The sequence below is a fragment of the Rhizobium sp. SRDI943 genome (assembly GCF_057653695.1).
Genome location: NZ_JBYGKN010000002.1, coordinates 1,478,545 through 1,501,330 on the forward strand (window position 1 = coordinate 1,478,545; position 22,786 = coordinate 1,501,330).

Annotated in this window: 21 protein-coding genes and 1 pseudogene; 8 read left to right on the forward strand and 14 right to left on the reverse strand. The window is 60.8% G+C overall.

Going from position 1 to position 22,786, the window contains the following annotated elements:
• The first annotated feature begins 71 nt into the window (after positions 1-71).
• Positions 72-461 carry a GFA family protein gene (locus AC245Y_RS31160; RefSeq protein WP_012755513.1) on the forward strand — a complete coding sequence of 130 codons (390 nt, stop codon included), beginning with the start codon at positions 72-74 and terminating at the stop codon, positions 459-461.
• Between the two features lie 443 nt (positions 462-904).
• Positions 905-1,749, forward strand: a pseudogene (locus AC245Y_RS31165) (alpha/beta fold hydrolase).
• Positions 1,750-1,791: 42 nt separating this feature from the next.
• Here AC245Y_RS31165 and AC245Y_RS31170 read toward each other — a convergent pair.
• The 9 genes from AC245Y_RS31170 to AC245Y_RS31210 all read right to left on the reverse strand — a co-directional run bounded on the left by AC245Y_RS31170 (position 1,792) and on the right by AC245Y_RS31210 (position 10,631).
• A complete protein-coding gene (locus AC245Y_RS31170; RefSeq protein ID WP_003562653.1) occupies positions 1,792-2,535 on the reverse strand; it encodes an ABC transporter ATP-binding protein in 744 nt (247 codons plus the stop codon).
• Positions 2,532-3,389: an ABC transporter ATP-binding protein gene (locus tag AC245Y_RS31175; protein WP_012755515.1), complete on the reverse strand. Its 858-nt coding sequence runs from the start codon at positions 3,387-3,389 to the stop codon at positions 2,532-2,534. The genes AC245Y_RS31170 and AC245Y_RS31175 overlap by 4 nt, the downstream gene beginning before the upstream one ends.
• On the reverse strand, positions 3,386-4,321 hold the full coding sequence (locus tag AC245Y_RS31180; protein WP_003562648.1) for an ABC transporter permease: 936 nt from the start codon (positions 4,319-4,321) through the stop codon (positions 3,386-3,388). The genes AC245Y_RS31175 and AC245Y_RS31180 overlap by 4 nt, the downstream gene beginning before the upstream one ends.
• Positions 4,322-4,325: 4 nt before the next feature.
• Positions 4,326-5,423: an ABC transporter permease gene (locus AC245Y_RS31185; RefSeq protein ID WP_017996303.1), complete on the reverse strand. Its 1,098-nt coding sequence runs from the start codon at positions 5,421-5,423 to the stop codon at positions 4,326-4,328.
• A 6-nt stretch (positions 5,424-5,429) separates the two neighbouring features.
• Positions 5,430-7,016: an ABC transporter substrate-binding protein gene (locus AC245Y_RS31190; protein ID WP_017996302.1), complete on the reverse strand. Its 1,587-nt coding sequence runs from the start codon at positions 7,014-7,016 to the stop codon at positions 5,430-5,432.
• A 146-nt stretch (positions 7,017-7,162) separates the two neighbouring features.
• Positions 7,163-8,116 carry a dihydrodipicolinate synthase family protein gene (locus AC245Y_RS31195; RefSeq protein WP_017996301.1) on the reverse strand — a complete coding sequence of 318 codons (954 nt, stop codon included), beginning with the start codon at positions 8,114-8,116 and terminating at the stop codon, positions 7,163-7,165.
• Positions 8,113-9,069 (reverse strand): SMP-30/gluconolactonase/LRE family protein, encoded by a 957-nt coding sequence (locus tag AC245Y_RS31200; protein WP_017996300.1) that lies wholly within the window; start codon positions 9,067-9,069, stop codon positions 8,113-8,115. Before AC245Y_RS31200 ends, AC245Y_RS31195 begins: the two co-directional genes overlap by 4 nt.
• Positions 9,066-9,896, reverse strand: a complete 831-nt coding sequence (locus AC245Y_RS31205; protein WP_003562638.1) for an NAD-dependent epimerase/dehydratase family protein — start codon at positions 9,894-9,896, stop codon at positions 9,066-9,068. The genes AC245Y_RS31200 and AC245Y_RS31205 overlap by 4 nt, the downstream gene beginning before the upstream one ends.
• Positions 9,897-9,917: 21 nt before the next feature.
• Entirely contained in the window at positions 9,918-10,631 is a 714-nt protein-coding gene (locus tag AC245Y_RS31210) for a FadR/GntR family transcriptional regulator (RefSeq protein WP_026157590.1), read from the reverse strand.
• Between the two features lie 318 nt (positions 10,632-10,949).
• Here AC245Y_RS31210 and AC245Y_RS31215 point away from each other — a divergent pair, with 318 nt between their 5' ends.
• From AC245Y_RS31215 to AC245Y_RS31240, 6 genes are all read left to right on the forward strand, one after another.
• Positions 10,950-12,887, forward strand: a complete 1,938-nt coding sequence (locus tag AC245Y_RS31215; protein ID WP_017996298.1) for an ABC transporter substrate-binding protein — start codon at positions 10,950-10,952, stop codon at positions 12,885-12,887.
• Between the two features lie 123 nt (positions 12,888-13,010).
• Complete coding sequence (locus AC245Y_RS31220; protein WP_003562632.1) at positions 13,011-13,997, forward strand: ABC transporter permease; 987 nt, start codon at positions 13,011-13,013, stop codon at positions 13,995-13,997.
• Between the two features lie 9 nt (positions 13,998-14,006).
• A complete protein-coding gene (locus tag AC245Y_RS31225) occupies positions 14,007-15,128 on the forward strand; it encodes an ABC transporter permease (RefSeq protein ID WP_017996297.1) in 1,122 nt (373 codons plus the stop codon).
• Positions 15,129-15,135: 7 nt separating this feature from the next.
• A complete protein-coding gene (locus AC245Y_RS31230) occupies positions 15,136-16,857 on the forward strand; it encodes an ABC transporter ATP-binding protein (RefSeq protein ID WP_017996296.1) in 1,722 nt (573 codons plus the stop codon).
• Positions 16,854-18,065: a mandelate racemase/muconate lactonizing enzyme family protein gene (locus AC245Y_RS31235; protein WP_017996295.1), complete on the forward strand. Its 1,212-nt coding sequence runs from the start codon at positions 16,854-16,856 to the stop codon at positions 18,063-18,065. The genes AC245Y_RS31230 and AC245Y_RS31235 overlap by 4 nt, the downstream gene beginning before the upstream one ends.
• Positions 18,066-18,077: 12 nt before the next feature.
• Positions 18,078-19,265, forward strand: coding sequence for a galactarate dehydratase (locus AC245Y_RS31240; protein WP_017996294.1), 1,188 nt, complete (start codon positions 18,078-18,080; stop codon positions 19,263-19,265).
• A gap of 183 nt (positions 19,266-19,448) precedes the next feature.
• Here AC245Y_RS31240 and AC245Y_RS31245 read toward each other — a convergent pair whose 3' ends face one another.
• From AC245Y_RS31245 to AC245Y_RS31265, 5 genes are all read right to left on the reverse strand, one after another.
• The gene (locus tag AC245Y_RS31245) at positions 19,449-20,021 is read right to left on the reverse strand and encodes an NADPH-dependent FMN reductase (protein ID WP_003562623.1); all 573 of its coding nucleotides are present in this window, start codon (positions 20,019-20,021) and stop codon (positions 19,449-19,451) included.
• Positions 20,022-20,105: 84 nt separating this feature from the next.
• The gene (locus AC245Y_RS31250; protein WP_026157589.1) at positions 20,106-20,771 is read right to left on the reverse strand and encodes a nitroreductase; all 666 of its coding nucleotides are present in this window, start codon (positions 20,769-20,771) and stop codon (positions 20,106-20,108) included.
• Positions 20,772-21,161: 390 nt separating this feature from the next.
• A complete protein-coding gene (locus AC245Y_RS31255) occupies positions 21,162-21,515 on the reverse strand; it encodes an ArsR/SmtB family transcription factor (protein ID WP_017996291.1) in 354 nt (117 codons plus the stop codon).
• A gap of 199 nt (positions 21,516-21,714) precedes the next feature.
• On the reverse strand, positions 21,715-22,407 hold the full coding sequence (locus AC245Y_RS31260) for a response regulator transcription factor (protein ID WP_017996289.1): 693 nt from the start codon (positions 22,405-22,407) through the stop codon (positions 21,715-21,717).
• Position 22,408: 1 nt separating this feature from the next.
• Complete coding sequence (locus AC245Y_RS31265; protein WP_003550117.1) at positions 22,409-22,786, reverse strand: response regulator; 378 nt, start codon at positions 22,784-22,786, stop codon at positions 22,409-22,411.

Genomic DNA, 22,786 nt, shown 5'->3' on the forward strand with positions numbered 1-22,786 from the left:
TGGCCGAAATAGCCGCCATTAGCTCTGTCGCTGCGAACGGCGCCAAGGCTTCAAACAGAGTGGGGTCCTACGTGGAAAGAAGAGCTTCATGCTCGTGTGGTGCACTTTCCATCATCGCACGTGGAAACCCCCTAAAAATTTCCGTCTGCCATTGCGCCGCTTGTCAACGCCGGACAGGATCAAGCTTTGGGGTAGGGGTCTTTTTTGCATCGGAAACAACCGAGGAAACTGGGTTGTCTTCGACCTTCAGGAGATCGGGTGATAGCGGGAAGCTGATCGAATTCCATTTTTGTCCCACATGCGGTTCGACCGTTTTTTGGAAACCGGAGTTCAGGCCGGGTTTAACAGCAGTCGCACTTGGCTGTTTCGACGAGAAGCGAGACTTGGAGCCATCGCAGGCGGTTTACGATGAGAACCGCCACGCATGGGTATCAATAGACATCCCTCAGCAAAAGATCTGACGCCTGCTGATTTCGCTCCCTCGGCGTGCATGTCATTTGATCGATCGACATCAAGGCACGTTGCAAGACGTGTGCATCACTCTGGTCTGCGAGCATAAAACGTGTGCCATCCATCGCCGTCGCGGCTGACCCTGAAACCTGAAGTTCGAGATTAGCAGAGATGAAGACATAGTCATCCCGACCTAGCAGAGCAGCGATGTGGAGATCCCACGTGCCGGCGATATTCCGTCCCCGGAACCCTGACCTGAATCCGCTTGGACCACCTTATGCCGCGAAAATGGTTTTTGGGGACCGTCATACTCAATATGCCCGATGCGGCACCACTCACCTTAGCCACAGGATAGGGAACATGCAGACGTCGAGTGGCGTTCGCGTGGAAGCCTGCAGATACGAAGGCCTGCGATTTTCGCTGCCTCATCCAAGCCAATAAAGGATGCCGCCAAGTGACTGAACGTATGATCAAGTTTGACGACGTCGAGATTGCCACTCAGGCTTTCGGCAATCCGGCGCATGAGCCGATCCTGCTCATCATGGGCGCCATGGCTTCCATGTTGTGGTGGCCGGACGGATTCTGCCAAAAGCTTGCTGATCACGAGTTCTATGTCCTCCGCTACGATAATCGAGACACCGGCCGCTCAACGATCTACCCGCCGGGGGAGCCGCCCTATGCGATGGACGACATGGCCGAGGACGCCACAAGGGTACTTGATGGCTACGGCATAGATCGCGCCAATCTGATTGGAATGTCGTTGGGCGGCACGATCGCCCAGATCGCGGCACTGTCAAATCCGAAGCGCGTCAAGACGCTAACACTGATCTCCACCACGCCGGTGGGCGTTGATACCAGTGCTCTACCCCACACTACCGACGCCTACATGGAGCACGCAGCGACGGGTGAGAACGTCGATTGGACAGACAATGCCCAGGTGATCGAATTCCTCGTCAAGGATACCCAGATGATCGCCGGTTCGGCGCACCCTTACGATGAACGGCAGGCGCGCGCCTTTGTTGAACGTGACGTCAAACGGGCCCAAAACTTCGTCAGCGCTACCAATCATTTCATGGTGAAGGGCGGCCAGACCTTAAGGAGCAAACTGGCTGAACTTGCCGCGCGCTCCTTGTCATACACGGAACGGCTGATCCGATTTATCCCGTTGAGCACGGCGAATTGCTGGCACGAACCGTCAAGGGAGCAAAGCTCATTCGGCTCGAAGGCGGTGGCCACGAAATTCATCTCCAGGATTGGCAGGAGATCACTTCTGCTATCGAAGCCCATTGCGGTCGGTAGCTTGTGGCATCAAGAAGCAGGCAGGGGCCCACCGACCAACAGCTACGCCCTTCCGTACATCCGGCTCGCGCGCAGCAGGCGTTGCGAATAGGGGTGTTCGACCGCACCTCTTCGGAGGGCGCCGACATCGACCTGTTCGACGATTTCGCCCGCTTCCATGATGGCGACGCGGCTGCACATATGCGAGACGACGGCGAGGTCGTGGCTGACGAGCAGATAGGTCAGACCGCGATTGACGCGCAAATCCTGGAGGAGATTGAGGATCTCGGCCTGAACTGACACGTCGAGCGCCGATGTCGGTTCGTCGAGAAGCAGAACGTCCGGATTCAGCATCAGCGCGCGGGCGATGGCCACGCGCTGGCGCTGGCCGCCGGAGAGCTGGTGCGGAAATCGGTAGCTCAGCGCCGGATCGAGGCCGACCGATCTCAGGACGGCGTTGACGTCGACGGAATTCGTATCGAGGCCCTGGTTGCGCAGCGGTTCTTTCAGCTGCGAGCGGATGGTCTTGCGGGGATGGAGGGATCCGTAGGGGTCCTGGAACACCATCTGCACCCGGCGGAAGAATGGCCGACTGCGCCGTTGACTTAACGGCTCGCCGTGGAGCTCGATCCGGCCGTCATAGTTGGCGTTGAGGCCGGAAAGCGCCCTCAAGACAGTGGACTTCCCGCAGCCGGACTCGCCGACCAGACCGAAAGCAGTTCCCTTTTCGATGGCGAAGCTTACGTCTCGAACGACAGGCCGCTGCCCGGGTCCGAAACGGACCGTAAGATTGTCGATTTTAATCACCGCGGCGGCTCCAATGCGAATTCTTCAAGCCAGGCCGGATCTCGTTTAAGGATCGGCAGCCGGGCAGGGGGATCTTCGATCGTCGGCAGGGATGCCAGCAATCCTTGCGTATAAGGATGTCGGGCCTTGTCGAGATCGCGCGCTTCGAGCACTTCCACGACCCGCCCCGCATACATGATGAGGACGCGATCGCAGAAATTCCGGATGAGATTGAGGTCGTGGCTGATGAAGATCAGACCGAGATTGCGGCGCAAGACGAGCTCGTCGAGCAGTGCCAGGATCTCGAGCCTCACCGTCACGTCGAGCGCTGACGTCGGCTCGTCTGCGATCAGCACTTCGGGTTCGGCAATCAGCATCATGGCGATCATCGCCCGCTGACCCATGCCACCCGAGATTTCGTGCGGGTAAAGGCGGGCAACACGCTCGGGATCACGGATCTGGACGGCTTCGAGCATATCGAGCGCTTGCCTGTAGGTCTTGCTCTTGCTCACCCTCGGATGATGGAAGCGGTAGGTCTCGGCGATCTGTTCGCCGATCCGCATGACGGGATTGAGCGAATATTTCGGGTCCTGCAGGATCAGGCCGATCCGCCGGCCCCTGATCGTCATCATCGTTTTTTCGTTCGCCTTGAGCAGATCGACGTCGCGAAACCGCATCCGCTCGGCATTGACGATGGCCGTCGGTGGCAGCAGCTTCATGATGGCGCGGCCGACGGTCGACTTTCCCGATCCGGATTCACCGACGATCCCGAGCTTTTCCTGTCCAAGCGAAAAGCTCACGCCGCGCACGGCCCGCACCTGTCCGCCGCCAAATGCGATTTCGAGATTTTGAATATCGATCAAGGGCTCTGTCATTCTGAACCTCGGGGATCGAGAACATCGCGAAGCGCATCGCCGACGAGGTTGAAGGCGAGGCTGACGAGCGCAATGGCAATGCCGGGTGCTGCGATGACCCAGGGGCTGTCGAGCATGAATTCACGTCCGCTGGCGGCCATCGACCCCCATTCCGGCCATGGCGGCTGCGCGCCGAGGCCGAGGAAGCCGAGACCGGCGGCAGTGATGATGATGCCGGCCATATTGAGGGTGACGCGGACGATCACTGAGGGAATGCACATCGGCAGGATGTGACGAGTGATGATCGCGAGTGATGTCGCGCCTTGCAGGCGCACGGCGGCGATGTAATCCGCCTTGCGCAGGCTGAGCGTCTCGGCGCGCGCAAGACGCGCGATCGGTGGCCAGGCCGTCAGTGAAATCGCGATGATTGCATTGGTGATGCCCGGACCGAGCGCTGCGGCAAAACCCAGCGCCAGCACGAGACCGGGGAAGGAGAGAAAAATATCGGTGACGCGCATCAGGATTTCGTCGACGAGGCCGCCGAAATAACCTGAGACGGTGCCGATCAGCAGGCCGAGCGGGGCGACGATGACCGTGACGAGCATGATGATGTAGAGCGTCGTGCGGGCGCCATAGATCACCCGGGAAAAGACGTCGCGGCCGAAATTGTCGGTGCCGAGCCAATGGCTCGCCGATGGCGCGGCAAGCCGCCCGGCCATGTCCTGAACGATCGGATCGTAGCTCGTCAGCAGGGGTGCGGCCAGCGCCACGGCGATCAGCAGCAGGATAATGGCCAGTCCCGCCAGACCAAGCGGGTGCAGGCTGAATTTCCGCCAGCCTTGATGAATCTGCTGCGCCGATGACTGGAACCAGCCTCGAGGCTCCGGTGCGAGCAGCCAGTTGCGGAGGCCGCCGGTGTTGACGCTGTCTGCGTGCTCAGAGGAGATCGTCATGGCGTCACCGTGTCCTCGGATCAAGAATGCGATAAAGGAAGTCCGACAGGATGTTGATCGTCAGGAAGACGGCGCCGATCGTCAGCACCGAACCCATGACCACGTTCATGTCGTTCATCTGCAGCCCCCGCGTCAGGTACTGGCCGAGCCCCGGCCACCCGAAGACGGTCTCGATCAGCACCGCGCCTTCGAGCAGCCCGCCGAAGGTCAGCGCCATGATCGTCAGGAGCTGTACGCGGATGTTCTTGAATGCATGGCGCCAGACCACCTTGCGGGTGCCAAGCCCCTTGGCCCGGGCGGTGATGATGTATTCCTGGCTCAGTTGCTCCAGCATGAAGCTTCGCGACATGCGGCTGATATAGGCGACGGAATAGTAGCCGAGGATGGCGGCCGGCAGGATGATGTGGCCAAGGGCGTTGTAAAACACGTCCCATTGGCCCTGAATCGCTGCGTCGATCAGGAGAAAGCCCGTCATCGGCGTGACGAGGCCTTCATAGAAGACATCGATCCGGCCCGAGGCGCCGACGAGCTTCAGCTTCGCATAAAAGACGAAGAGTGCCATCAGCCCGGTCCAGAAGATCGGGATGGAGTGGCCGGCAAGGGCGACGATCCGCGCAATGTGGTCGATAACGGTTCCCCGCCTGACCGCGGCGGTGATCCCTAAGGGAATGCCGACGATCGCCCCGATGATCATGGCGATGATCGCAAGTTCGATCGTTGCGGGAAAGATTGTCAGGAGATCGGTGAGGATCGGCTGGCCCGTCGTCGCCGACATGCCGAGATCGCCTGTGGCGATCTTGCCGACGTAGGAGAGGAACTGCATCCAGATCGGCTGCCCGAGACCCAGCTCGTTATAGACGCGATCGTAAACATCCTTGCTGACCTCCGCCCCGGTGATGGCGAGCACCGGGTCGGCGGGCAGCAGGCGGCCCATCGAGAAGGTCAGGAAGAGCAGGCCAAGCAGCGTCGTCACGACTGCCACGACGCGTCCCGCCAGGCGCCGCAGCAGGCTCAGCGCCGGGTGCGGGGCCGCCTCGGCGAACCCGCCCTTCGTGGAACCACGGCTGCTCTCAGACTTCGATGTCAGATCGGCGCTCGCCACGGCGTTCTACTCCTTGGTCACGTCATGCCAGCGCGTCGACCATGTCGTATGCCCGTGATAGCCCTTGACGTTGGCGCGCATGACATAGGGGTCGGTTCGCTGGAAGAAGATGACCAGCGGCGAAGCCATGCCGGCATAGATGCCATCCATCTTCTTGAAGATGTCTGTGCGCTTTTCCGTGTCGCGCTCCTTCATCGATTGGTCGATGAGCGTGTTGAGCTCGTCCACCTTCATGCCCGTGCGCCAGAGGTAATAGCTGCCGAGGCGTGCCTCGTCGCTATTGTCGGGGTTGAAGGCATATTGCGTGGCGACCGCGAAGGGATCGGGCAGGCGGGCGCCGGAATTGCCGAGCAGCACTTCGAATTTGCGCTCGCGGAAGGCGGGCGTGAACTCGCCGGGCACGAGATCGAGATCAAGGCCGGCGGCGCGCGCACTCGCCTGCAGCGCTTCGGCGAAGGGCAGGGTCGCGGCTCCCGACGGATTGAGCACCTTCTTCAGGCCATTGGGATATCCGGCTTCCGCCAGCAACTGCTTGGCCTTGGCGGGATCGTAATCGTAGCGGACCGCCGCCTCACCGGGAGCGCCGATCATGCCGCGCGGGATCATCGACTGCCAGGGAAAGCCCGTATAGCGCATGATGTTGCCGGAGATCGCTTTCCAGTCGAAGGCATGCTGGAAGGCCTCGCGAACCTTTGGCTTCTGCAGATCCGGGTCTTTCTGATTGAGGGCGATATAGTAGAAGCCGAGACCCGGGACATTCTCGATGACCATGTCCTTCTTGGTGGCGAGCGCACCGAGGTCGCCGCTTGAAACATATTGGCCGACATCGACGTCGCCGGCTTCGAGCTGAAGCCGGAGATTGCCGGATTCCGGGATGTGACGGGCAACGACACGGGCCATGGCCGGCTTGCCGCCCCAATATTTCGGCTGGGCATTGAAGATCGCGACATCGTTCGGCCGCCACTGCGCCAGGCTGAATGGGCCGCTGCCGGCGGAATTGGCGGAAAGCCAGGCGCCGCCAAAATCGCTGTTTGCCTCGTGCGACAGTACCGTCTTCTTGTCGACGATGCCGATCGACGAGCCCGCCAGCGAATAGAGCACCAGATCGGTATTGACCGCCTGCGGCAGCTCGATCTCGAGCGTGTGTTCGTCTTTTGCGCGAACGAGCTTTTCGACGTTTTCAGGCGTGAAACCCCAGAGCGCGATGTCGGTGGAGCCGACCTGACCCATCTTGATGACGCGCTGGATCGACCAGGCCGCATCCTCGGCGGTGACCTTGTTGCCGCTCTGGAAGACCGCGTCGTCGCGTAATGTCAGTGTGATGATCTTGCCATCCGCCGAGACACTCCATTGCTTCGCGAGCATCGGCTTCAGCGTTTTAAGGTCGTCCGGCGACAGCTGCACGAGGTTGTCGTAAATATTCGAGATCAGTTCGGAAACCGTGCGGGCATTGTTCTGCGCCGGATCGAGCGTCCTTATGCCGGTGAGATTGGTGCCGATCACCAGCATATTGGGCGGCGACGCCGCGAAGCTGGGCTGCGCCGTCATCATGGCGCCGGTAATTGCGATCGTTGTTAGTACTTGTCTCAGCATCTCAAGACCTCCCAATCCTGTTGTTGGCGGAAATAGAGCAATTCCAGAAAATGTGTGAAGCGGTTTTCCGTCCGGAATTACGTAAAAACAAAGGGTTAGAGCGGCTCTGCGCTTCCATGAAAAGTTGAGCCGCTCTCGTGTTGAACTCAGCCGGCCGCCTTTGCGGAATCCTGCTGGTGTGGACGGATCTGGTTGTTGCCGGCGGCATCCCAGCCCCGAAGCAGCCGATGGAGTTCCTCGCGATCATGCCGATCGAGCAGCGGCAATCCCGGCACGCGCACGGGGCCGACATCGAGGCCGGAATAGGTGACGGCCTCCTTGACGACAGTCACGTTCGCGCCATTGCGGAATTTTGTCCGCATCCTCTCGAATGGTTCAAGCTGGTTGACGATAGCCCTGGCCGCGCCGAAGTCTCCTCTTTCGAGCGCATTGTGAACGGCAAGCGACAGATGCGGCGCAACATTGACGAGGCCGGATGTGAAGCCGCGCGCACCCGCAGCCGTAAATGTCGGCGCCCAGCTCTCCGCCAGGCCGCAGACGAACAGTGCGCCGGCCGGATCGGCCGCAGCGATCGCTCTGGACAACAGCATCAGATCGGTCGTGGCAAATTTGATGCCGGCAATATTGCCGTGGTTTGCGAGACGAATGATATCGTCGACGCCGAAACCCTCTGCCCTGACATAGGCGACGAGCGGCAGGGTGGAAGCATCCGCAAGATTGCAGAAATAGTCGATCTGGGCCGCAGGTGCTGCGAAAGGATCGACGGGCTGATGAGACATGACGGCGGATGCGCCGATCGTCGCCGCATCTTTCGCCATGCCGATCGCCTCGCGCAGCGACCGGCCGATTGCCGCCGTCACCGGCGCCTTGCCGTTGACGCCTGAAACCGCCGCCTCATGGACGATCCGGATTTCCTGCGGCGTCAGAGCATAGAATTCCCCGGTATTGCCGGCAGCGACGATGTTGTGAATGCCGGCTGCCGCCACCCGCTCATAGACTTTCGCCGTGATCCGTGGTTCGACTTCACCTTTGCCGTCATAGGCGGTGACGGGAACACCCGATACGCCTGTAAGCGCCTTGCGCATGGTTGCGATGCTCATCTTTCTTCCCCGTTATCTTTCATCAATCCGCCGTCACCCGAAGGGTGATCGGCCGCTGCCATCCCGGAGGGATGATTGGCCCCGAAGCGAAACGGCGGCAGGCCCTCTGCATCCACATCGAAGGCGATGACCTTCCCCGCCTCGAAACGTCCGGTGCGGTCTGTCGACAGGCTCGTGACGTAGAGGGTGCGCAGATTCGGCCCCCCGAAACACGGCATCGTCGGTGCAGCGACCGGCAGAATGTAGATTTCGACGATGTCGCCTTCAGGCGAAATACGGTTGAGGTGACCGGCGGAAACCCCGGCGCTCCAGTAGAACCCGTCACGATCGGTTGTCGCTCCATCCGGCCGACCCTCGTCTTCCGTGAAGCTGCGAAGCCGGCGCCCATCGCCGAGGTCGCCCGTATCAGGATCGAAATCGAATGCCTGCAGGAAGCATTGCCGGCTGTCGGAATGATACATCCGCCGGCCGTCCGGCGACCAGGCAAGGCCATTGGAGCTCGTCAGTTTCGTGGCCACGGTCCGCGTGCTGCCGTCGGCGCCCACGCGGAAAAGTGCGGCCTCATCGATCTGTGGCTTGGATTCGCTGATCGAGCCGATCCAGAAGTGCCCGTCGGGACCGACCTTTCCATCGTTGAGGCGGCAATTGATGTCGCGTCCGACCGGATCGGACACAAACTCGAAATCTCCGGAGACGGGATCGAAGAGATGGACGCCTGTCTGGAGCGCCACGACGATCCTTTGATCGCGGCAAAGCCCGAGCGCGCCGATGGCGGCCGGCATCTCAAAGCGGTCGTTCTTTCCTGAAGCCGAGAGCCGAACGAGTGCTGGCGCCAGAATATCGACGAACCACAAAGTGCCGGTCTCGTCGTCCCATACCGGCGATTCACCGACCGTCAGCGGCTGTTCGCTCACGGAGCGGACGTCCGGGCGGATGATCCGAGGCGCCGTCATTCAACCGTCTCCAGGCTCTTGGCCAGACCCTCGGCGTCGCGCATGCGGATGGTGCCGTCGTGATTGATCTCACAGAACCCGCCTCCCTGGAACGCCAGCGCGACCGGCCCTTCGGATCCCTCTTCGATGCGGGCGTGATCACGCGGCCGGTCCTGTGGTTGGTAGCCCAATCGTGCCGCCAGACCGTTGTCCCACCACATCTCTTCGGTGTCCGAAACGCCGTAGACCACTGTTGCTGCGATCAACGGGTGCGACAGGCCGATCCTGACCAATTGCGCCAGGTCTCGCGCGCTGATCCAGATCGCAACCGATCGTTCGCTATTGGGATAGGTGCCCGCATTGCCGATGCGGATGGAAAGAGAGCGAATGCCTGACGTGTCGTAATAAAGTCCCGCCACAAGTTCGCCCCAGCATTTGGAAAGTCCATAGGGGCTATCGGGGCGCATCGGGTCGAGCGGCGACACCAGCTGGCCGCGCGGATAAAAGCCCGTGGCATGATTGCTCGATGCATAGACGACCCGCTGGACCTTGTTGATCCGCGCCGCTTCGTAGAGATTGTATGTCCCAAGCACGTTCGCATGCAGAATGGCGTTCATGTCGATGCCGCTTGCGATACCTGCCAAATGGACGACGCCGTCGATATCCTTCAGCGCAGCCGTCGCCTCGTCGAGCTTTGTAAAGTCGGCCCTGACGAAAGTCTCGTTTTCGCCAAGCCCGTCAGGCTCCTGCAAATCGATCAGGCTGAGGTGCTCGAAATGCGACCGAAGAAGCGGGCGCAGCAGCGTCCCCACACGTCCGGCAGCACCCGTCACAGCGACCCGTTTCATCGTCTCTCCTCCCATTATCGCTCAAACGCCCTGGAACATCCGGGCGCGAGCATTCAGTATGTGTGTCTTCATCGCATCATGCGCTTCGGTTTCCCGGTGCGCGAAGATCGCCTCGACGATCACCGCATGCTCATCCTGGACGCTGCGGATCTGTTCCGGCGTCCGCTTCAAGCTCAAGCTTCGCGTAACGGAATGCCCGATGGCGAAATGCGGCTTGAACCACTCGCGCAAGGTGATGTGGAACTGGTTACCGGTCGCCATGGCAATTGCATCATGCAGAGCCTGATCCTCTTCGGCACCAAGCTCCCCGTCGCGCAAACATTGCTCGATCGAAAGAAGCGCTGCCATTATCCGCTCCCTGTCGTCCGGCTGCCAGTTTCGCGCCGCAAGCTCCGCCGCCTCGGCTTCGAGACCGGCGCGAAATTCGAAGAACCGCTGGACATCGGCCAAGGAGCCGACCGGTACCATTTTCAGCATCGACGAATCCGGCCTTTGCCTGACATAGGAACCGGAACCCTTGCGCGAAACGACCAGCCCATCGGCTCTCAAGCGTTCGAGCGCTTCGCGCACGACGGGTCTCGATGCGCCGAAATCAGCGGCGAGCTTCGTCTCCGGCGGCAGTCGTTCGTTCACCGGAAAGTTGCCGTCGGCGATCATCCCCACGATCTTCTCGTAGATGATGTCGCTGAAGCGCGTTGCGCCCCTGTTCGAAACGGCATCGACCGCGAATGTCACCATGGTCCTTTTCTCTCAACGCCGCGTGCGCCGGGTCAGCGGCCGCACCTTAGCTGTTGCCGGCCATGATGTTCAGGGCGGCGCACAGCATCTGACAGATTCAACGTTTTTCGTCCTGTAGACCGCATTTCGGCGGCACAAAGTCGCATTTCAATGCAGCATGGCTACAAAATTTGTAATTATCTGTCAACTCTTGTAATCATTTGAGAACGTGTCTATGGTTTCGCTCGTCGCGCCGAGGAGGGCGTCAGCGTCGGGTCGGGAGCCCGACGCATCAGCCGGTGCAAAGGCTGCGCCGGCGCAAAAGGGAGGAATTCGATGGCCAAAGAAATACTGTCGCGTGGCGTCACCCGCCGCGCCGTGCTTGGTGGCATGGCTGGTGTCGCGGCGCTGTCTATCGCCGGTCGCGTGTCTGCCGCAGGCGGTGAAGCGCCGGCACTTGCGCAACTCGCCAAGGACGGAAAGCTGCCGCCGCTCGCCGAGCGCCTGCCGAAAAAGCCGATGGTCGTGACGCCGTTCGAGAAAGTCGGCACCTATGGCGGTTCGCTGCGCCGCGGCCTTCGCGGTTCATCCGACCATAACGGCATCCTGCGTATGGTCGGCAACCAGAGCCTTGTGCGCTGGAACCTCGACTTTACCGCCGTGCAGCCGAACCTTGCCGAACGCTGGGAAGTCAGCGACGACGCAACACAATTCACGTTCCATCTGATCGAAGGCGTGCGCTGGTCGGACGGTCATCCCTTTACGGCCGATGACGTCGTTTTCGCGATCGAAGACTGCGTCAAGAACACCGAGCTCTACAGCTCGACACCGGCGCAGCTTGCCGTCGCCGGCAAGCCGGTGACCGTCGAGAAGATCGACGATTACACGGTGAAGTTCACCTTTGCCGCGGCCAATGCGCTTTATCTGGAGAACCTCGCCACGCCGCTTGGTCAGCATCCGACGCTGTTCCCGAAGCATTACTGCAGCCAGTTCCTGCCGAAATATAATCCCAATATCGAGGCCGATGCGAAGAAGGCCGGCGTCACCAGCTGGACGGAGCTGTTCCGCAGCCGTTGCGGCGACATCGAGATCCCGTCGCGATGGGGCAATGTCGACAAGCCGACGCTCGATCCATGGGTGGTCAAGGAGCCCTATGCCGGCGGTGCGACGCGTGTCGTCATGACCCGCAATCCCTATTTCTGGCAGGTCGATACCGAGGGCAACCAGCTTCCCTACATCGATGAAATCAACTTCGGCATCTCACAGGACGTCGAATCGCTGATGCTGAAAGTCATCTCTGGAAAGATCGACATACAGGAACGCCACATCAGCGTGCTCGCCAACAAGCCGACGCTGTCCAAGAACATGGAAAAGGGCGATTATCGGCTGCTGACGCTCGTGCCTTCGGCCTCGCAACAGTGCCAGATCTATTTCAACATCACCCACAAAGATCCTGCCATGCGCAAGATGTTTGCCGACAAGGCGTTCCGGCAAGCGCTTTCGATCGGCATCAATCGCCAGGAGCTCATCGACATCGTCTATTTCGGACAGAGCGAGCCCTACCAGGCAGGGCCGCGTCCGACCCATCCGTGGTATAACGAAAAATACGCGCGCCAATTCACCGAATTCGACGCCGACAAGGCAGGCGCGATGCTCGATGAGGCCGGCTACAAGAAAGGCGGCGACGGTTTCCGCCTCCGGCCCGACGGCCAGAAGGTGTTCTTCTCGATCGACGTCATTCCGACGCTTTATCCCGACCTCGTCGATGCCCTGGAACTGGTCAAGGCGCATTGGGCTCAGATCGGTGTCGACATGAAGGTCAACACGATCGAGCGGGCGCTCTACTACACCCGCGGCGACGACAACGCCCATGACGCGGCGGTGTGGCCGGGTCCTGGCGGTCTCGATCCAATGCTCGATCCGCGCGATTTCTTCGCCTTCCATCCGCAGGGTTCGCGTTACGCCATTCCGTGGACGCTTTGGTACACCTCCAACGGCGCACGCGGCGAAGAACCGCCAGAAAGCCAGAAGAAGCGCATGAAGCTCTTCGACGAAGCGCGTTCGACGGCCGATCTCGACAAGCGCGGCGCGATCATGAAGCAGATCTTCGACATCGCGGCCGAGGAGTTCGAGACCGTCGGCCTTTGCCTTGCCGTCGGCGGTTTCGGCATCATCCGCAACAATCTGCGCAATGTTCCCGAGAAGGAGCCGGATAGCTGGTCCTGGCCCAATCCCGGTCCGGCAATGCCGCAGCAATTCACCTTCACGAGCTGATTTTCGTCTTGAGCGCCGTACCATCAGGTGCGGCGCGTTCTTTCAGTTCGCCCTCCGAGATGCCTTGCCGGCCCTGACGGCCGACAAGGCCCGGAAGGCGGCGTTCAATGCAAGAGGCGCCCCATGCTGGTCTTCATCGCCAAACGCTTCCTATGGATGATTCCATCGCTGTTTGCCGTCAGCTTCCTGGCCTTCGTGCTGATCCAGCTGCCGCCGGGCGATTATGTCACGACCTATATTGCGACGCTGGCAGCCTCCAACGAGATCGTCGATCAGAACACGGCGGCGCAATTGCGCGAGCGCTTCGGCCTCGGCGACCCGATGCTCGTCCAATATTTCAAATGGATATGGGGCATTCTCACACGCGGCGATTTCGGCATTTCCTTCGAATGGCAGCAGCCGGTCTCTGACCTGATCTGGGAGCGCATGGCGCTGACGCTCGTTCTGGCTCTGTCGACATTGATCGCCACTTGGGCGATCGCGCTGCCGATCGGCGTCTATTCTGCCGTGCGCAAATATTCGATCGGCGACTATTTCTTCACCGCCTTCACCTTTTTCGGCCTAGCCGTTCCGTCCTTCCTGCTGGCGCTGGTGCTGATGTATGTCGCGGCGGTCGAATTCGGCCAGGATGTCGGCGGGCTCTTTTCGCCGGAATACGAGAACGCGTCCTGGAGCTTCGCCAAAATGGTCGACCTCTTCTCGCATCTCTGGCTTCCCGTCATCATCCTTGCCGTCTCCTCGACGGCGAGCCTCATCCGCGTCATGCGCGCCAACATGCTCGATGAATTGCCGAAGCCATACGTCACCACGGCACGGGCAAAAGGTCTCTCAGAGTTCCGGCTGCTGATGAAATATCCGCTGATGATCGCCCTCAATCCGTTCATCTCGACGATTGCCTGGCTGCTGCCCAACCTCATCTCCGGCTCGGTCGTCGTCGCCATCGTCCTCAATCTGCCGACGGCCGCACCTTTGCTGCTGCAGGCGCTGATGGCTCAGGACATGTATCTCGCAGGCGCCTTCGTCCTGCTGATCTGCGCGCTGACGCTGATAGGCTCTCTGATCAGCGACATCCTGCTTGCGCTGGTCGATCCCCGCATTCGGTTGGAATAGGAGCCCCACGTGGCCGACATCACCGTTACAAACATTCCCCCGGATCGCGCCGCCGTTGCATCGCAGTGGCAGCTCATCTGGTGGGCTTTCCGCCGGCACCGGCTGGCCATGGTGGCGCTTGTCGTCACTGTGCTGATGTATATCGTTGCCCTGCTTCCCGGCTTCTTCGCCATCAACGACCCGTACCTGCAAAATGCGCGGGCGACCTTTCACCCGCCGCAGAAATTGCGTCTGATCGATACTGAGAACGGGTTCTCGTTCGGCCTGCATTATTATCCGATGAAGCTGGCCCGCGATCCGGAAACGCTGGCCGCCATCTACAAGGAAGACACGACAAAACGTGTCGACGTCCAGTTTTTCGGGCGCGGCTATGAATATTCGGTGTTCGGCCTGTTCAGGACCAACATCCATTTGATCGCCTCGCCCGACAAGACGACGCCGCTGCTTCTGTTCGGCGCCGACAGGCTTGGGCGGGATGTTTTCAGCCGAACGGTGCAGGGTTCGCAGATCTCGTTGTCGATCGGCCTCGTCGGCGTCTTCTTCTCGTTGATGCTCGGCATCGTGCTCGGCGGCATCTCGGGATATTACGGCGGCCGCATCGATTTCTTCCTGCAGCGGGTGATCGATTTCGTGCTGTCGCTGCCGACGATCCCGATCTGGCTGGCGATGGCCGCAGCCCTGCCGCAGGACTGGCCTGCGACGCTACAATATATGATGATCACGATCATCCTGTCGCTGACCGGCTGGGCGCAGCTCGCCCGCGTCGTGCGCGGCCGCTTCCTGTCCTTGCGCACCGAGGAATTTGTCGCCGCCGCCAGGCTCGACGGCGTTCGCGAAAGACGCATCATCTTTCGCCACATGCTGCCAAGCTTTGCCAGCCATATCATCGCGTCGATCACGCTTGCGGTGCCGGCAATGATTCTTGCCGAAACCTCTCTCTCCTTCCTGGGGCTCGGTCTGCAGCCGCCGACCATCTCCTGGGGCGTGCTTCTGCGCGAGGCCCAGAACATTCGCTCGATCGCCACCGCGCCATGGCTCTTCATGCCGGGCTGTGCCGTCGTGGTCGCCGTGATGGCGCTCAACCTTCTCGGCGACGGCCTGCGCGATGCGGCCGACCCCTACAACAAATGAGGCCGGCATGACCGATACCCCTCCTATTGCCGGCAGGCCGCTGCTCCAGGTGAAAAATCTGACGGTCGAGTTCCCTCTGCGCACCGGCGTCTTTCGCGCCGTCAGCGATCTGTGTTTCTCGATCGAGCCGGGCAAGACGCTCTGTGTCGTCGGCGAAAGCGGATCCGGCAAATCGGTGACGGCGCGTTCGATCCTGCAGATCGTCGATGCGCCTGGCCGCATATCCGGCGGATCGATCATATTGAACGATCAGAACGGCGGCTCGATCGATCTGACCAGCCTCAATCCGCGCGGGCGTCAGATCCGGGCGATCCGCGGCCGCGACATCGCCATGATCTTCCAGGAGCCGATGTCGTCGCTGTCGCCGATCCACACGGTCGGCAACCAGATCGTCGAGGCGCTTCGCCTTCACACCCGGATGAGCAAGGCAGAGGCGCGCGCTGAAGCCATATCGCTGCTCAGCCAGGTCGAAATTCCCTCGCCGGAAAAAGCGCTGGACCGATATGCCTTTCAATATTCCGGCGGCATGCGCCAGCGCGCGATGATTGCCATGGCGCTCGCCTGCAAACCGCAGCTGCTGATCGCCGACGAGCCGACCACGGCCCTCGACGTGACGACGCAGGCCGAGATTCTCGACCTGATCGCCCGGCTGCAAAAGGCCAAGGGCATGGCCGTTCTTTTCATCACGCATGACATGGGCGTCGTGGCGCAGATCGCCGATGATGTGCTCGTCATGCACAACGGCGTCGCCAAGGAATATGCGCCGGTCGAGCAGATCTTTCATGCACCGAAAGACGACTATACGCGCATGCTGATCGGCTCGGTGCTGAAGCTGGAAGCGAAGGCCGAAATCCGGCTGGCGCGCCCGCCGCTCGACACGACGGCGCCACCGATCCTCGAGCTCCGCAATGTATCGATGGATTTCGGCGAGGTGAAAGCGCTGGACGATGTGTCCATTTCGCTTCTGCCCGGCGAAACGCTGGGCATCGTCGGCGAGAGCGGATCCGGCAAGACGACGATGGGTCGCTCGATCATGCGGCTGATCGATCCGACTTCAGGCGAAATCCTCTATCGCCGTGCCGACGGCGACATCATCGATCTGGCAACGGCAAAAGGTCAGACGCTTGCCGCGGCACGGCGGGAATTGCGAATGGTGTTTCAAGATCCTTTCGGCTCTCTCAACCCGCGCATGACCGTCTCGCAAATCATCGGCGAGCCGCTGCTCGTCAATGGCGTCGCAAAGGGGCGGGCGCTGGAGGAGCGCGTTTGCCATCTGATGGAGCAGGTTGGCCTCGACCCGAGGGCGCGCGAACGCTACCCGCACGCCTTCTCCGGCGGCCAGCGCCAGCGCATCGGCATTGCCCGCGCCATCACCCTTAATCCGCGCGTCATCGTTGCCGATGAGGCTACCTCGGCGCTCGACGTCTCGGTGCGCTCGCAGGTGCTCGATCTATTGATGCGCCTGCAGGACGAACTCGGGCTCGCCTATATCTTCATCAGTCATGACATCGGCGTTATCCGCTACATGTGCGACCGTGTCGGCGTCATGTACAAAGGCCAGCTCGTCGAAATCGGCGACGCGGAGAAGGTCTGCCGCACGCCCGAGCACGCCTATACGCAGGCGCTCATATCAGCGATCCCGCGCCCTGATCCGCGTGATCGCGACCATTCCAGGCGTTTCCGCTACGTCGCGCCGGAGATTTTGAAGAATGGAAGTTTGCAGCGATGAAAATCACCGGAATCCGCACTTTTCTCATGCATGTCGGTCAGCCTGATCCCGCGAACTGGCCTTCCGACCAACGGTCCAGCAGTGGCGCCTCGAAACAGTTCGGCGGCACCAGAAACTGGCTCTTTCTGAAGATCGATACCGACGAGGGCATCACCGGCATCGGTGAATGCTCAGGGTGGCCGCGCGTCGTCGAGACAGCGATCCATGATCTCGCCCCACTCCTTATCGGCGAAGATCCGGCCCATACCGAACGGCTATGGCAGAAGATGCATATCGCCATGATGGGACATGGCATGCTCGGGACGGTCGGAGGTGGTGCGATGACCGGCATCGACATGGCGTTATGGGACATCAAAGGCAAGGCGCTCGGTGTGCCTGTCTGGATGCTGCTCGGCGGCAAGATGCGCGACCGGATTCCGATCTACTCGCATGCGAATACTCCCGAGCGCGCGCTTGCCATCAAGGAACGCGGCATAAAGGCGATCAAGTGCGGCGGTGTCGCCGATCCGGTCCGCAAGGTCGCCGCGCTGCGTGACGCCGTCGGCGACGACATGGATATTGCTATCGATCTGCACGGACCGCCATGGCTGACACCGGCGGATGCCTGCCGGCTGGTGCGGGCGCTCGAACCCTATGAATTGATGTGGGTGGAAGATCCGATCGCGCCGGAGAATATCGACGGCTACCGGCGCATCCGCGACGCAGCACATGTGCCGCTTGCCGCCGGCGAGCGCTCGGCGACCATCTTCGGCGAGCGTGAGCTTATCGAGAAGGAACTGGTCGACGTCATCCAGCCGGACACCGGCCGGGCCGGCGGTATCACCCAGATGAAGAAGATCGCGGCCATGGCCGAAGCCCATCATATCCAGATGGCGCCGCATTCGGGTTCGCTCGGACCGGTGGCGGAATATGCGGCTCTGCATCTGCTCGCCGCGATCCCCAACGCGCTCATCCTCGAGCGCCTCGACGACGACTGGGATGGCCGCCGCCAGACGATCGTGCCGCATCCGCAACAGGTCGACGGCTTGATCGCCGTTCCTGATGGCCCGGGACTTGGCTGCGATATCGACGAGGCCTTCGTGGCGCGCTTCCCCAGCAACGGCAATGTCTCGGTGCCGCAAAGTGCCGGTGCCTACAATACCGGAACCGACAACGAGCATCTCTACGTGCAGACGCGCCAGTCGCGCCGCACCTATTTCAATCGCTAGAAGGACAGAAGGATGAAGATCGACCGCATGCGGGTTTTCATGACCCGCGACAAGGACCGTCCGCGCGTGATCGTCGCGCTCGACACCGATGACGGGTTGACGGGTTGGGGCGAATGCTACAATCACGGCCCCGACAAGGCGCTGCCGCCGCTGCTCGATTATCTCTATGGATTTGTCTCCGGCCAGGACCCGACACGCGTGGAGTATCTTGTCAATCTGCTGATCCAGCAGAGCCGGTTTCCGCCGGGGGCGCTCGGTCTTGCCGCGATCTCCGCGCTCGATCACTGCCTGTGGGACCTTGCGGCCAAGGCGGTGAATGTCCCGGTCTACAAGCTACTCGGCGGCGAAGTGCGCGACCGCATCAAGGTCTATGCCGGGGTCTATACCGCGCCGGATGCGCCGGCGGCCCGCGACGAGTTCGATCGTCTGAAGGAGGGGTGGGGTTTCACCGCCTTCAAGCTCAGCCCCTGGCGTATCGACATGCACTCCAATCGCTGGGGCAATGTCGTCAAAGCCTCGGCGGATTATTTCCGCTCGCTTCGCGAAACGGTCGATGACGAATATGAGATCGCCTTCGATGCCCATGCCAAGATTTTCGAGCCGATCGCCGCTCGCCAGCTCGGCAATGCGCTGGCGCCCTACGACCCTCTGTTTTTCGAGGAGCCGCTGCGTCCTGAAAATATCGAGGCCTGGGGCGATCTGAAACAGGGGCTCAACTGCACACTTGCGACCGGCGAGTCGCTCTACAACAGAAACGAGTTCCTGCGGCTGCTGCAGGTCAAGGGCGCCGACCTCATCCAGCCTGACATCTGCGTCGTTGGCGGCATCAGCGAAATGCGCCGCATCGCCACGCTTGCCGAAGCCTTCTTCGTCGGTGTGGCCCCGCACAACCCGATGGGTCCGCTTGCGACGGCGGTCAACGTTCATTTTTCGGCGGCGGCACAGAATTTCCGCATCCTCGAATACCGGCTGCCGAAGGGACAGGCCTACGTCTATGGCGGCCTCGATATCGAGAAGCGGGAGGGGGAAACCCGTTACGTCGTCGATCCCTATCTGCCGAAGGACGGCTATCTGGAGCTGCGTCCCGACCGGCCTGGCTGGGGCGTCGAAATGGACGAGAAGGCGATGGAAGAGGAAGGCTACATTCATTGGCAGCGGCGCGTACCGAAGCGGCCCGACGGCTCCTACGCCTTCGCCTGAGGGCATTGCCCGCTTTAAAAACGGGAGCTGGCCGCCCGGATGGCCCGGCCAGCTCCCGCAGGGCGACGCTTCTAGAGCATGATGCCGAAAAGTGTGAGCGGTTTTCGGGTGACATCATGCTCTAACTCTTTAATTTAGAACAGGATTCAGATTTTAGGCCGACGGGCCTAAAATCATCCAGTTCTAGGCATCTTTCGGCAGCACTGAGCGAACCCTTGCGATGAAGACATGGAAGTCCTGCATGAACGTGCGAAGGAAATCCGCGGTTTTGTCGTTCGTGACCTCGCCGTCATCGGTGATCAGCCCCGGTGTGAACTGGATGTAGGCTTCCGGGGCATTCATCTGGGGAGAGTTGCAGAAACTGAGCACACTGCGCAAATTCTGCTGGGCGACCGCTGTGCCTATCGCGCCCGGCGACGTGCCGATCACCGCTGACGGCTTGCGTGTGAACGAGTTGGTGCCGTAGGGGCGGCTAGCCCAGTCGATGGCGTTTTTCAGCCCGCCAGGTATGGATCGATTGTATTCGGGCGTGACGAACAGCACGGCGTCGACGGCTGCGATTGCCGCCTTGAATGCCTTGCCAGCCGGAGGGTAGTCGGCGTCATAGTCGTAGCTGTAGAGTGGCAGGTCCTTGAAGGATATCTCCGACATTTCAAGTTCCGGCGGGGCGAACCGCACCAACGCCTTGGCGAGTTTGCGGTTGATCGAGCCCTTGGCAAGGCTGCCGATGAGATAGCCTACTTTATGCGTGGTCATGGCGTTCTCCAATATCTCGCATGATAAGGGACGTATCATACGCTAGGATCACAGAAGGGGTTCCTGTCCTTTGATCGCAAGTCACTAATCGCCGAGGAACGTGACCGTCTCGTCGAGCGGGGCGCGGCCTGTACGGGCGTAACTAACCGTGGGGTCCTCGTACCCGATCGACATGCCGCAGAAGAGGATGAGCCCGTCCGGGGGCGACAGGACCTCCGCGACCGTCTCGCGAACCTGCGACCACGCCATCTGCGGGCAACTGTGCAGACCTTCGGCGCGGAGCAGCAGCATGATGGTCTGCAGATACATGCCGACGTCGGCCCATTGGGGTAGGCCGAGGTCACGGTCGATGTAGCAGAATAGGGCGGCGGGCGCGCCGAAACAGTTCCAGTTGGCGATTGCTGCCCGCTGGCGCGCCTCCCAGTCCTCGCGCGCAATGCCGAGCGCGCTGTAGCGCTCCTTGCCGAAGGCGGACCGGCGCTCCCCATAGGGGGGCTTCAGCTCGTGCGGGTACATCTCGTACTGCCGCTTGTCCCAGGGGTCACCATGGGCCACGCGCTCGACGGCGGACGTCTTGAGCTCTGCCAGCGATGCGCCGGTCATCACATAGGTATTCCACGGCTGGATGTTCGATCCTGACGGCGACCAAGCTGCGGCGGACAGCACACGCTCAAGCACCTCCCTGTCCACAGGCTCGTCTTTGAACCCTCGCACCGACCGTCGACTTTTGACTGCCTCATATACGTCCATGATCGCCTCCATGGCGCTGGCCGTTCGTTACGTCCATAGTCATGGCCGCTTCCTCCTGACTGTTCCGTTCCTGATGTGATTCATTATCTCCATTCGCAATGGAGGCGTAATCACACCGTGGTCTAGGAGGCGTACATCAAACGTACATCAGGGATCGATGCGTTGCGGGGGGGCATGTGGGCGAAGCATCGCTGGACTCCCGCGCCACCGCATCCCGGCCTGGAAGGACGCCCCTGAAGGGCCTCAGCTTGGCGCTTGCGCTCAAGCCGCAGTTGTCTTTTTCGCCGACTTCGCCATTGCGCTGCTCTTCGTTGCCGCTGCGCCGATCCCGAGTTGCCTACAAGATCATGCTCCAATCATGAGCCGCAAGAGCAACGCTTCGTCATTTCGTCAGGTGCCTACGGCTTGGACGCGTTCCACTGGAGAGCGAGGATGCCATCCGAAGATGTCGGCGAGCGTATCGAGCATCGCCGTGGCTGCGGCGGATTGAAGTGAATAGTAGATCGTCTGGGCAGCCCTTCGGGTCTGCACGAGTTCCTGTTCTCGAAGAATTGCCAAATGCTGGGAAGTCGAAGATTGGCTCAATCCCACCTCGTCGGCCAGGACGCTCACGGACATTTCTCCTTCGGCCAACAGATGCAGAATGTGAAGCCGTTTGGCATTCCCCATGGCTGACAGGAAGTTTGCTTCGTTGTCGAAGGCGTTGGTTTCAGGGGAAGGCGCAACTGACGATTGATTGTTCAAGGCGAGATCTCCTTTAGGGAACCAAAGCCGGGCAACAGGTCATATCCCCGAGCTTTAATTTAGAGATAACGCATGGGTGCGGAGCCGAAACCCATTATCGGCGCTCTATCGTCTTTTTTGGCGCGAATCGGATACGGCGCGCATCAAATGGACAGCGGCGGCAGGCTCGTCTTCGAGCCCGGCATCCTTCGCCTATAAGCTAGCGCGCACCGACTTGGCGCATTTGCGCGGGCAGCGTTTCCCAGGCCCGGATCAATTCGCCGATGGAGGCGGCCTCCATCTTGTGCATGACATTGCTGCGATGCAGCTTCACCGTCACTTCACTGATGCCGAGATCAAAGGCGATCTGCTTGTTGAGGCGGCCGCGAGCCACTTCATGCAGAACTTCGCGCTCGCGCTGCGTCAGCGTCTCCAGGCGCTTGATGTTGCGCTCGGCGATCGCGGCTTCCGCCCGTCGCTCGGCATCCATCGCAATGCCGGCAGTCACGGCGTCGAGCAGCGTCTGGTCCCGCACCGGCTTGGTGAGAAAATCCACGGCGCCGGCCTTCATCGCCTGGACTGTCATCGGGATATCGCCATGTCCGGTCAGGAAGATGATCGGCTTGGAAATGCCGTTTTCGGCCAGATGACGCTGCAGATGGAGGCCGCTTGCGCCCGGCATGCGCACATCGAGGATCAGGCAGCCGGGGCTATCCAAAATATCGGCGTCAAGCAATTCACGGGTCGAAGCAAAACTGGTCGACTGGAAACCCGCCGACAGGATCAATTCCGACAGCGCCTCGCGAACCGATGCGTCGTCATCGACGATAATGACAAGCGGCTGGCTCTCATCATAACTGCACTGCAATGATAACGGCGCCGATCTCCGCAGCAACGGCTGGTCAACTCTCATGTCACCCTCCATCTGTCGATTTATGCAAAGCGTTGGCAATGGCCGCCAGCAGGGCCTGGGCGTCGAAGGGCTTGCGGAAAAATCCGCTCGCGCCTTGAGCGCGCCCCTGATCCGCTATCTCGTGGCGGCCCGTGATCATGAATACCGGCAGCTCCGGACGTGACTTCCTCACGAGGTCACGAAGTTCGAAGCCGTCGATGCCAGGCATTCCTATATCGGTGATAAGCAGGTCGAGGTCCGACAGCCCGTTGACGAGCAGTGAGCCCGCCGACGAGAAGCTGCGGGCCACATAGCCCGCGGATTCAAGAAGGTCGCCCATCGATTCAAGCAACCTTGGGTCGTCATCGACAATTGCCACGACGTGTCTTGTCTTGTTCAT

What these genes read in the sequence shown, in the direction of transcription:
- AC245Y_RS31235 (WP_017996295.1), top strand. Translation starts at nt 16,854, where the DNA reads ATGAAAATCACCGGAATCCGCACTTTTCTCATGCATGTCGGTCAGCCT.
- AC245Y_RS31180 (WP_003562648.1), bottom strand. Translation starts at nt 4,321, where the DNA reads ATGACGATCTCCTCTGAGCACGCAGACAGCGTCAACACCGGCGGCCTC.
- AC245Y_RS31265 (WP_003550117.1), bottom strand. Translation starts at nt 22,786, where the DNA reads ATGAACAAGACAAGACACGTCGTGGCAATTGTCGATGACGACCCAAGG.
- AC245Y_RS31260 (WP_017996289.1), bottom strand. Translation starts at nt 22,407, where the DNA reads ATGAGAGTTGACCAGCCGTTGCTGCGGAGATCGGCGCCGTTATCATTG.
- AC245Y_RS31195 (WP_017996301.1), bottom strand. Translation starts at nt 8,116, where the DNA reads ATGAGCATCGCAACCATGCGCAAGGCGCTTACAGGCGTATCGGGTGTT.
- AC245Y_RS31205 (WP_003562638.1), bottom strand. Translation starts at nt 9,896, where the DNA reads ATGAAACGGGTCGCTGTGACGGGTGCTGCCGGACGTGTGGGGACGCTG.
- AC245Y_RS31175 (WP_012755515.1), bottom strand. Translation starts at nt 3,389, where the DNA reads ATGACAGAGCCCTTGATCGATATTCAAAATCTCGAAATCGCATTTGGC.
- AC245Y_RS31240 (WP_017996294.1), top strand. Translation starts at nt 18,078, where the DNA reads ATGAAGATCGACCGCATGCGGGTTTTCATGACCCGCGACAAGGACCGT.
- AC245Y_RS31200 (WP_017996300.1), bottom strand. Translation starts at nt 9,069, where the DNA reads ATGACGGCGCCTCGGATCATCCGCCCGGACGTCCGCTCCGTGAGCGAA.
- AC245Y_RS31230 (WP_017996296.1), top strand. Translation starts at nt 15,136, where the DNA reads ATGACCGATACCCCTCCTATTGCCGGCAGGCCGCTGCTCCAGGTGAAA.
- AC245Y_RS31190 (WP_017996302.1), bottom strand. Translation starts at nt 7,016, where the DNA reads ATGCTGAGACAAGTACTAACAACGATCGCAATTACCGGCGCCATGATG.
- AC245Y_RS31220 (WP_003562632.1), top strand. Translation starts at nt 13,011, where the DNA reads ATGCTGGTCTTCATCGCCAAACGCTTCCTATGGATGATTCCATCGCTG.
- AC245Y_RS31250 (WP_026157589.1), bottom strand. Translation starts at nt 20,771, where the DNA reads ATGGACGTATATGAGGCAGTCAAAAGTCGACGGTCGGTGCGAGGGTTC.
- AC245Y_RS31245 (WP_003562623.1), bottom strand. Translation starts at nt 20,021, where the DNA reads ATGACCACGCATAAAGTAGGCTATCTCATCGGCAGCCTTGCCAAGGGC.
- AC245Y_RS31215 (WP_017996298.1), top strand. Translation starts at nt 10,950, where the DNA reads ATGGCCAAAGAAATACTGTCGCGTGGCGTCACCCGCCGCGCCGTGCTT.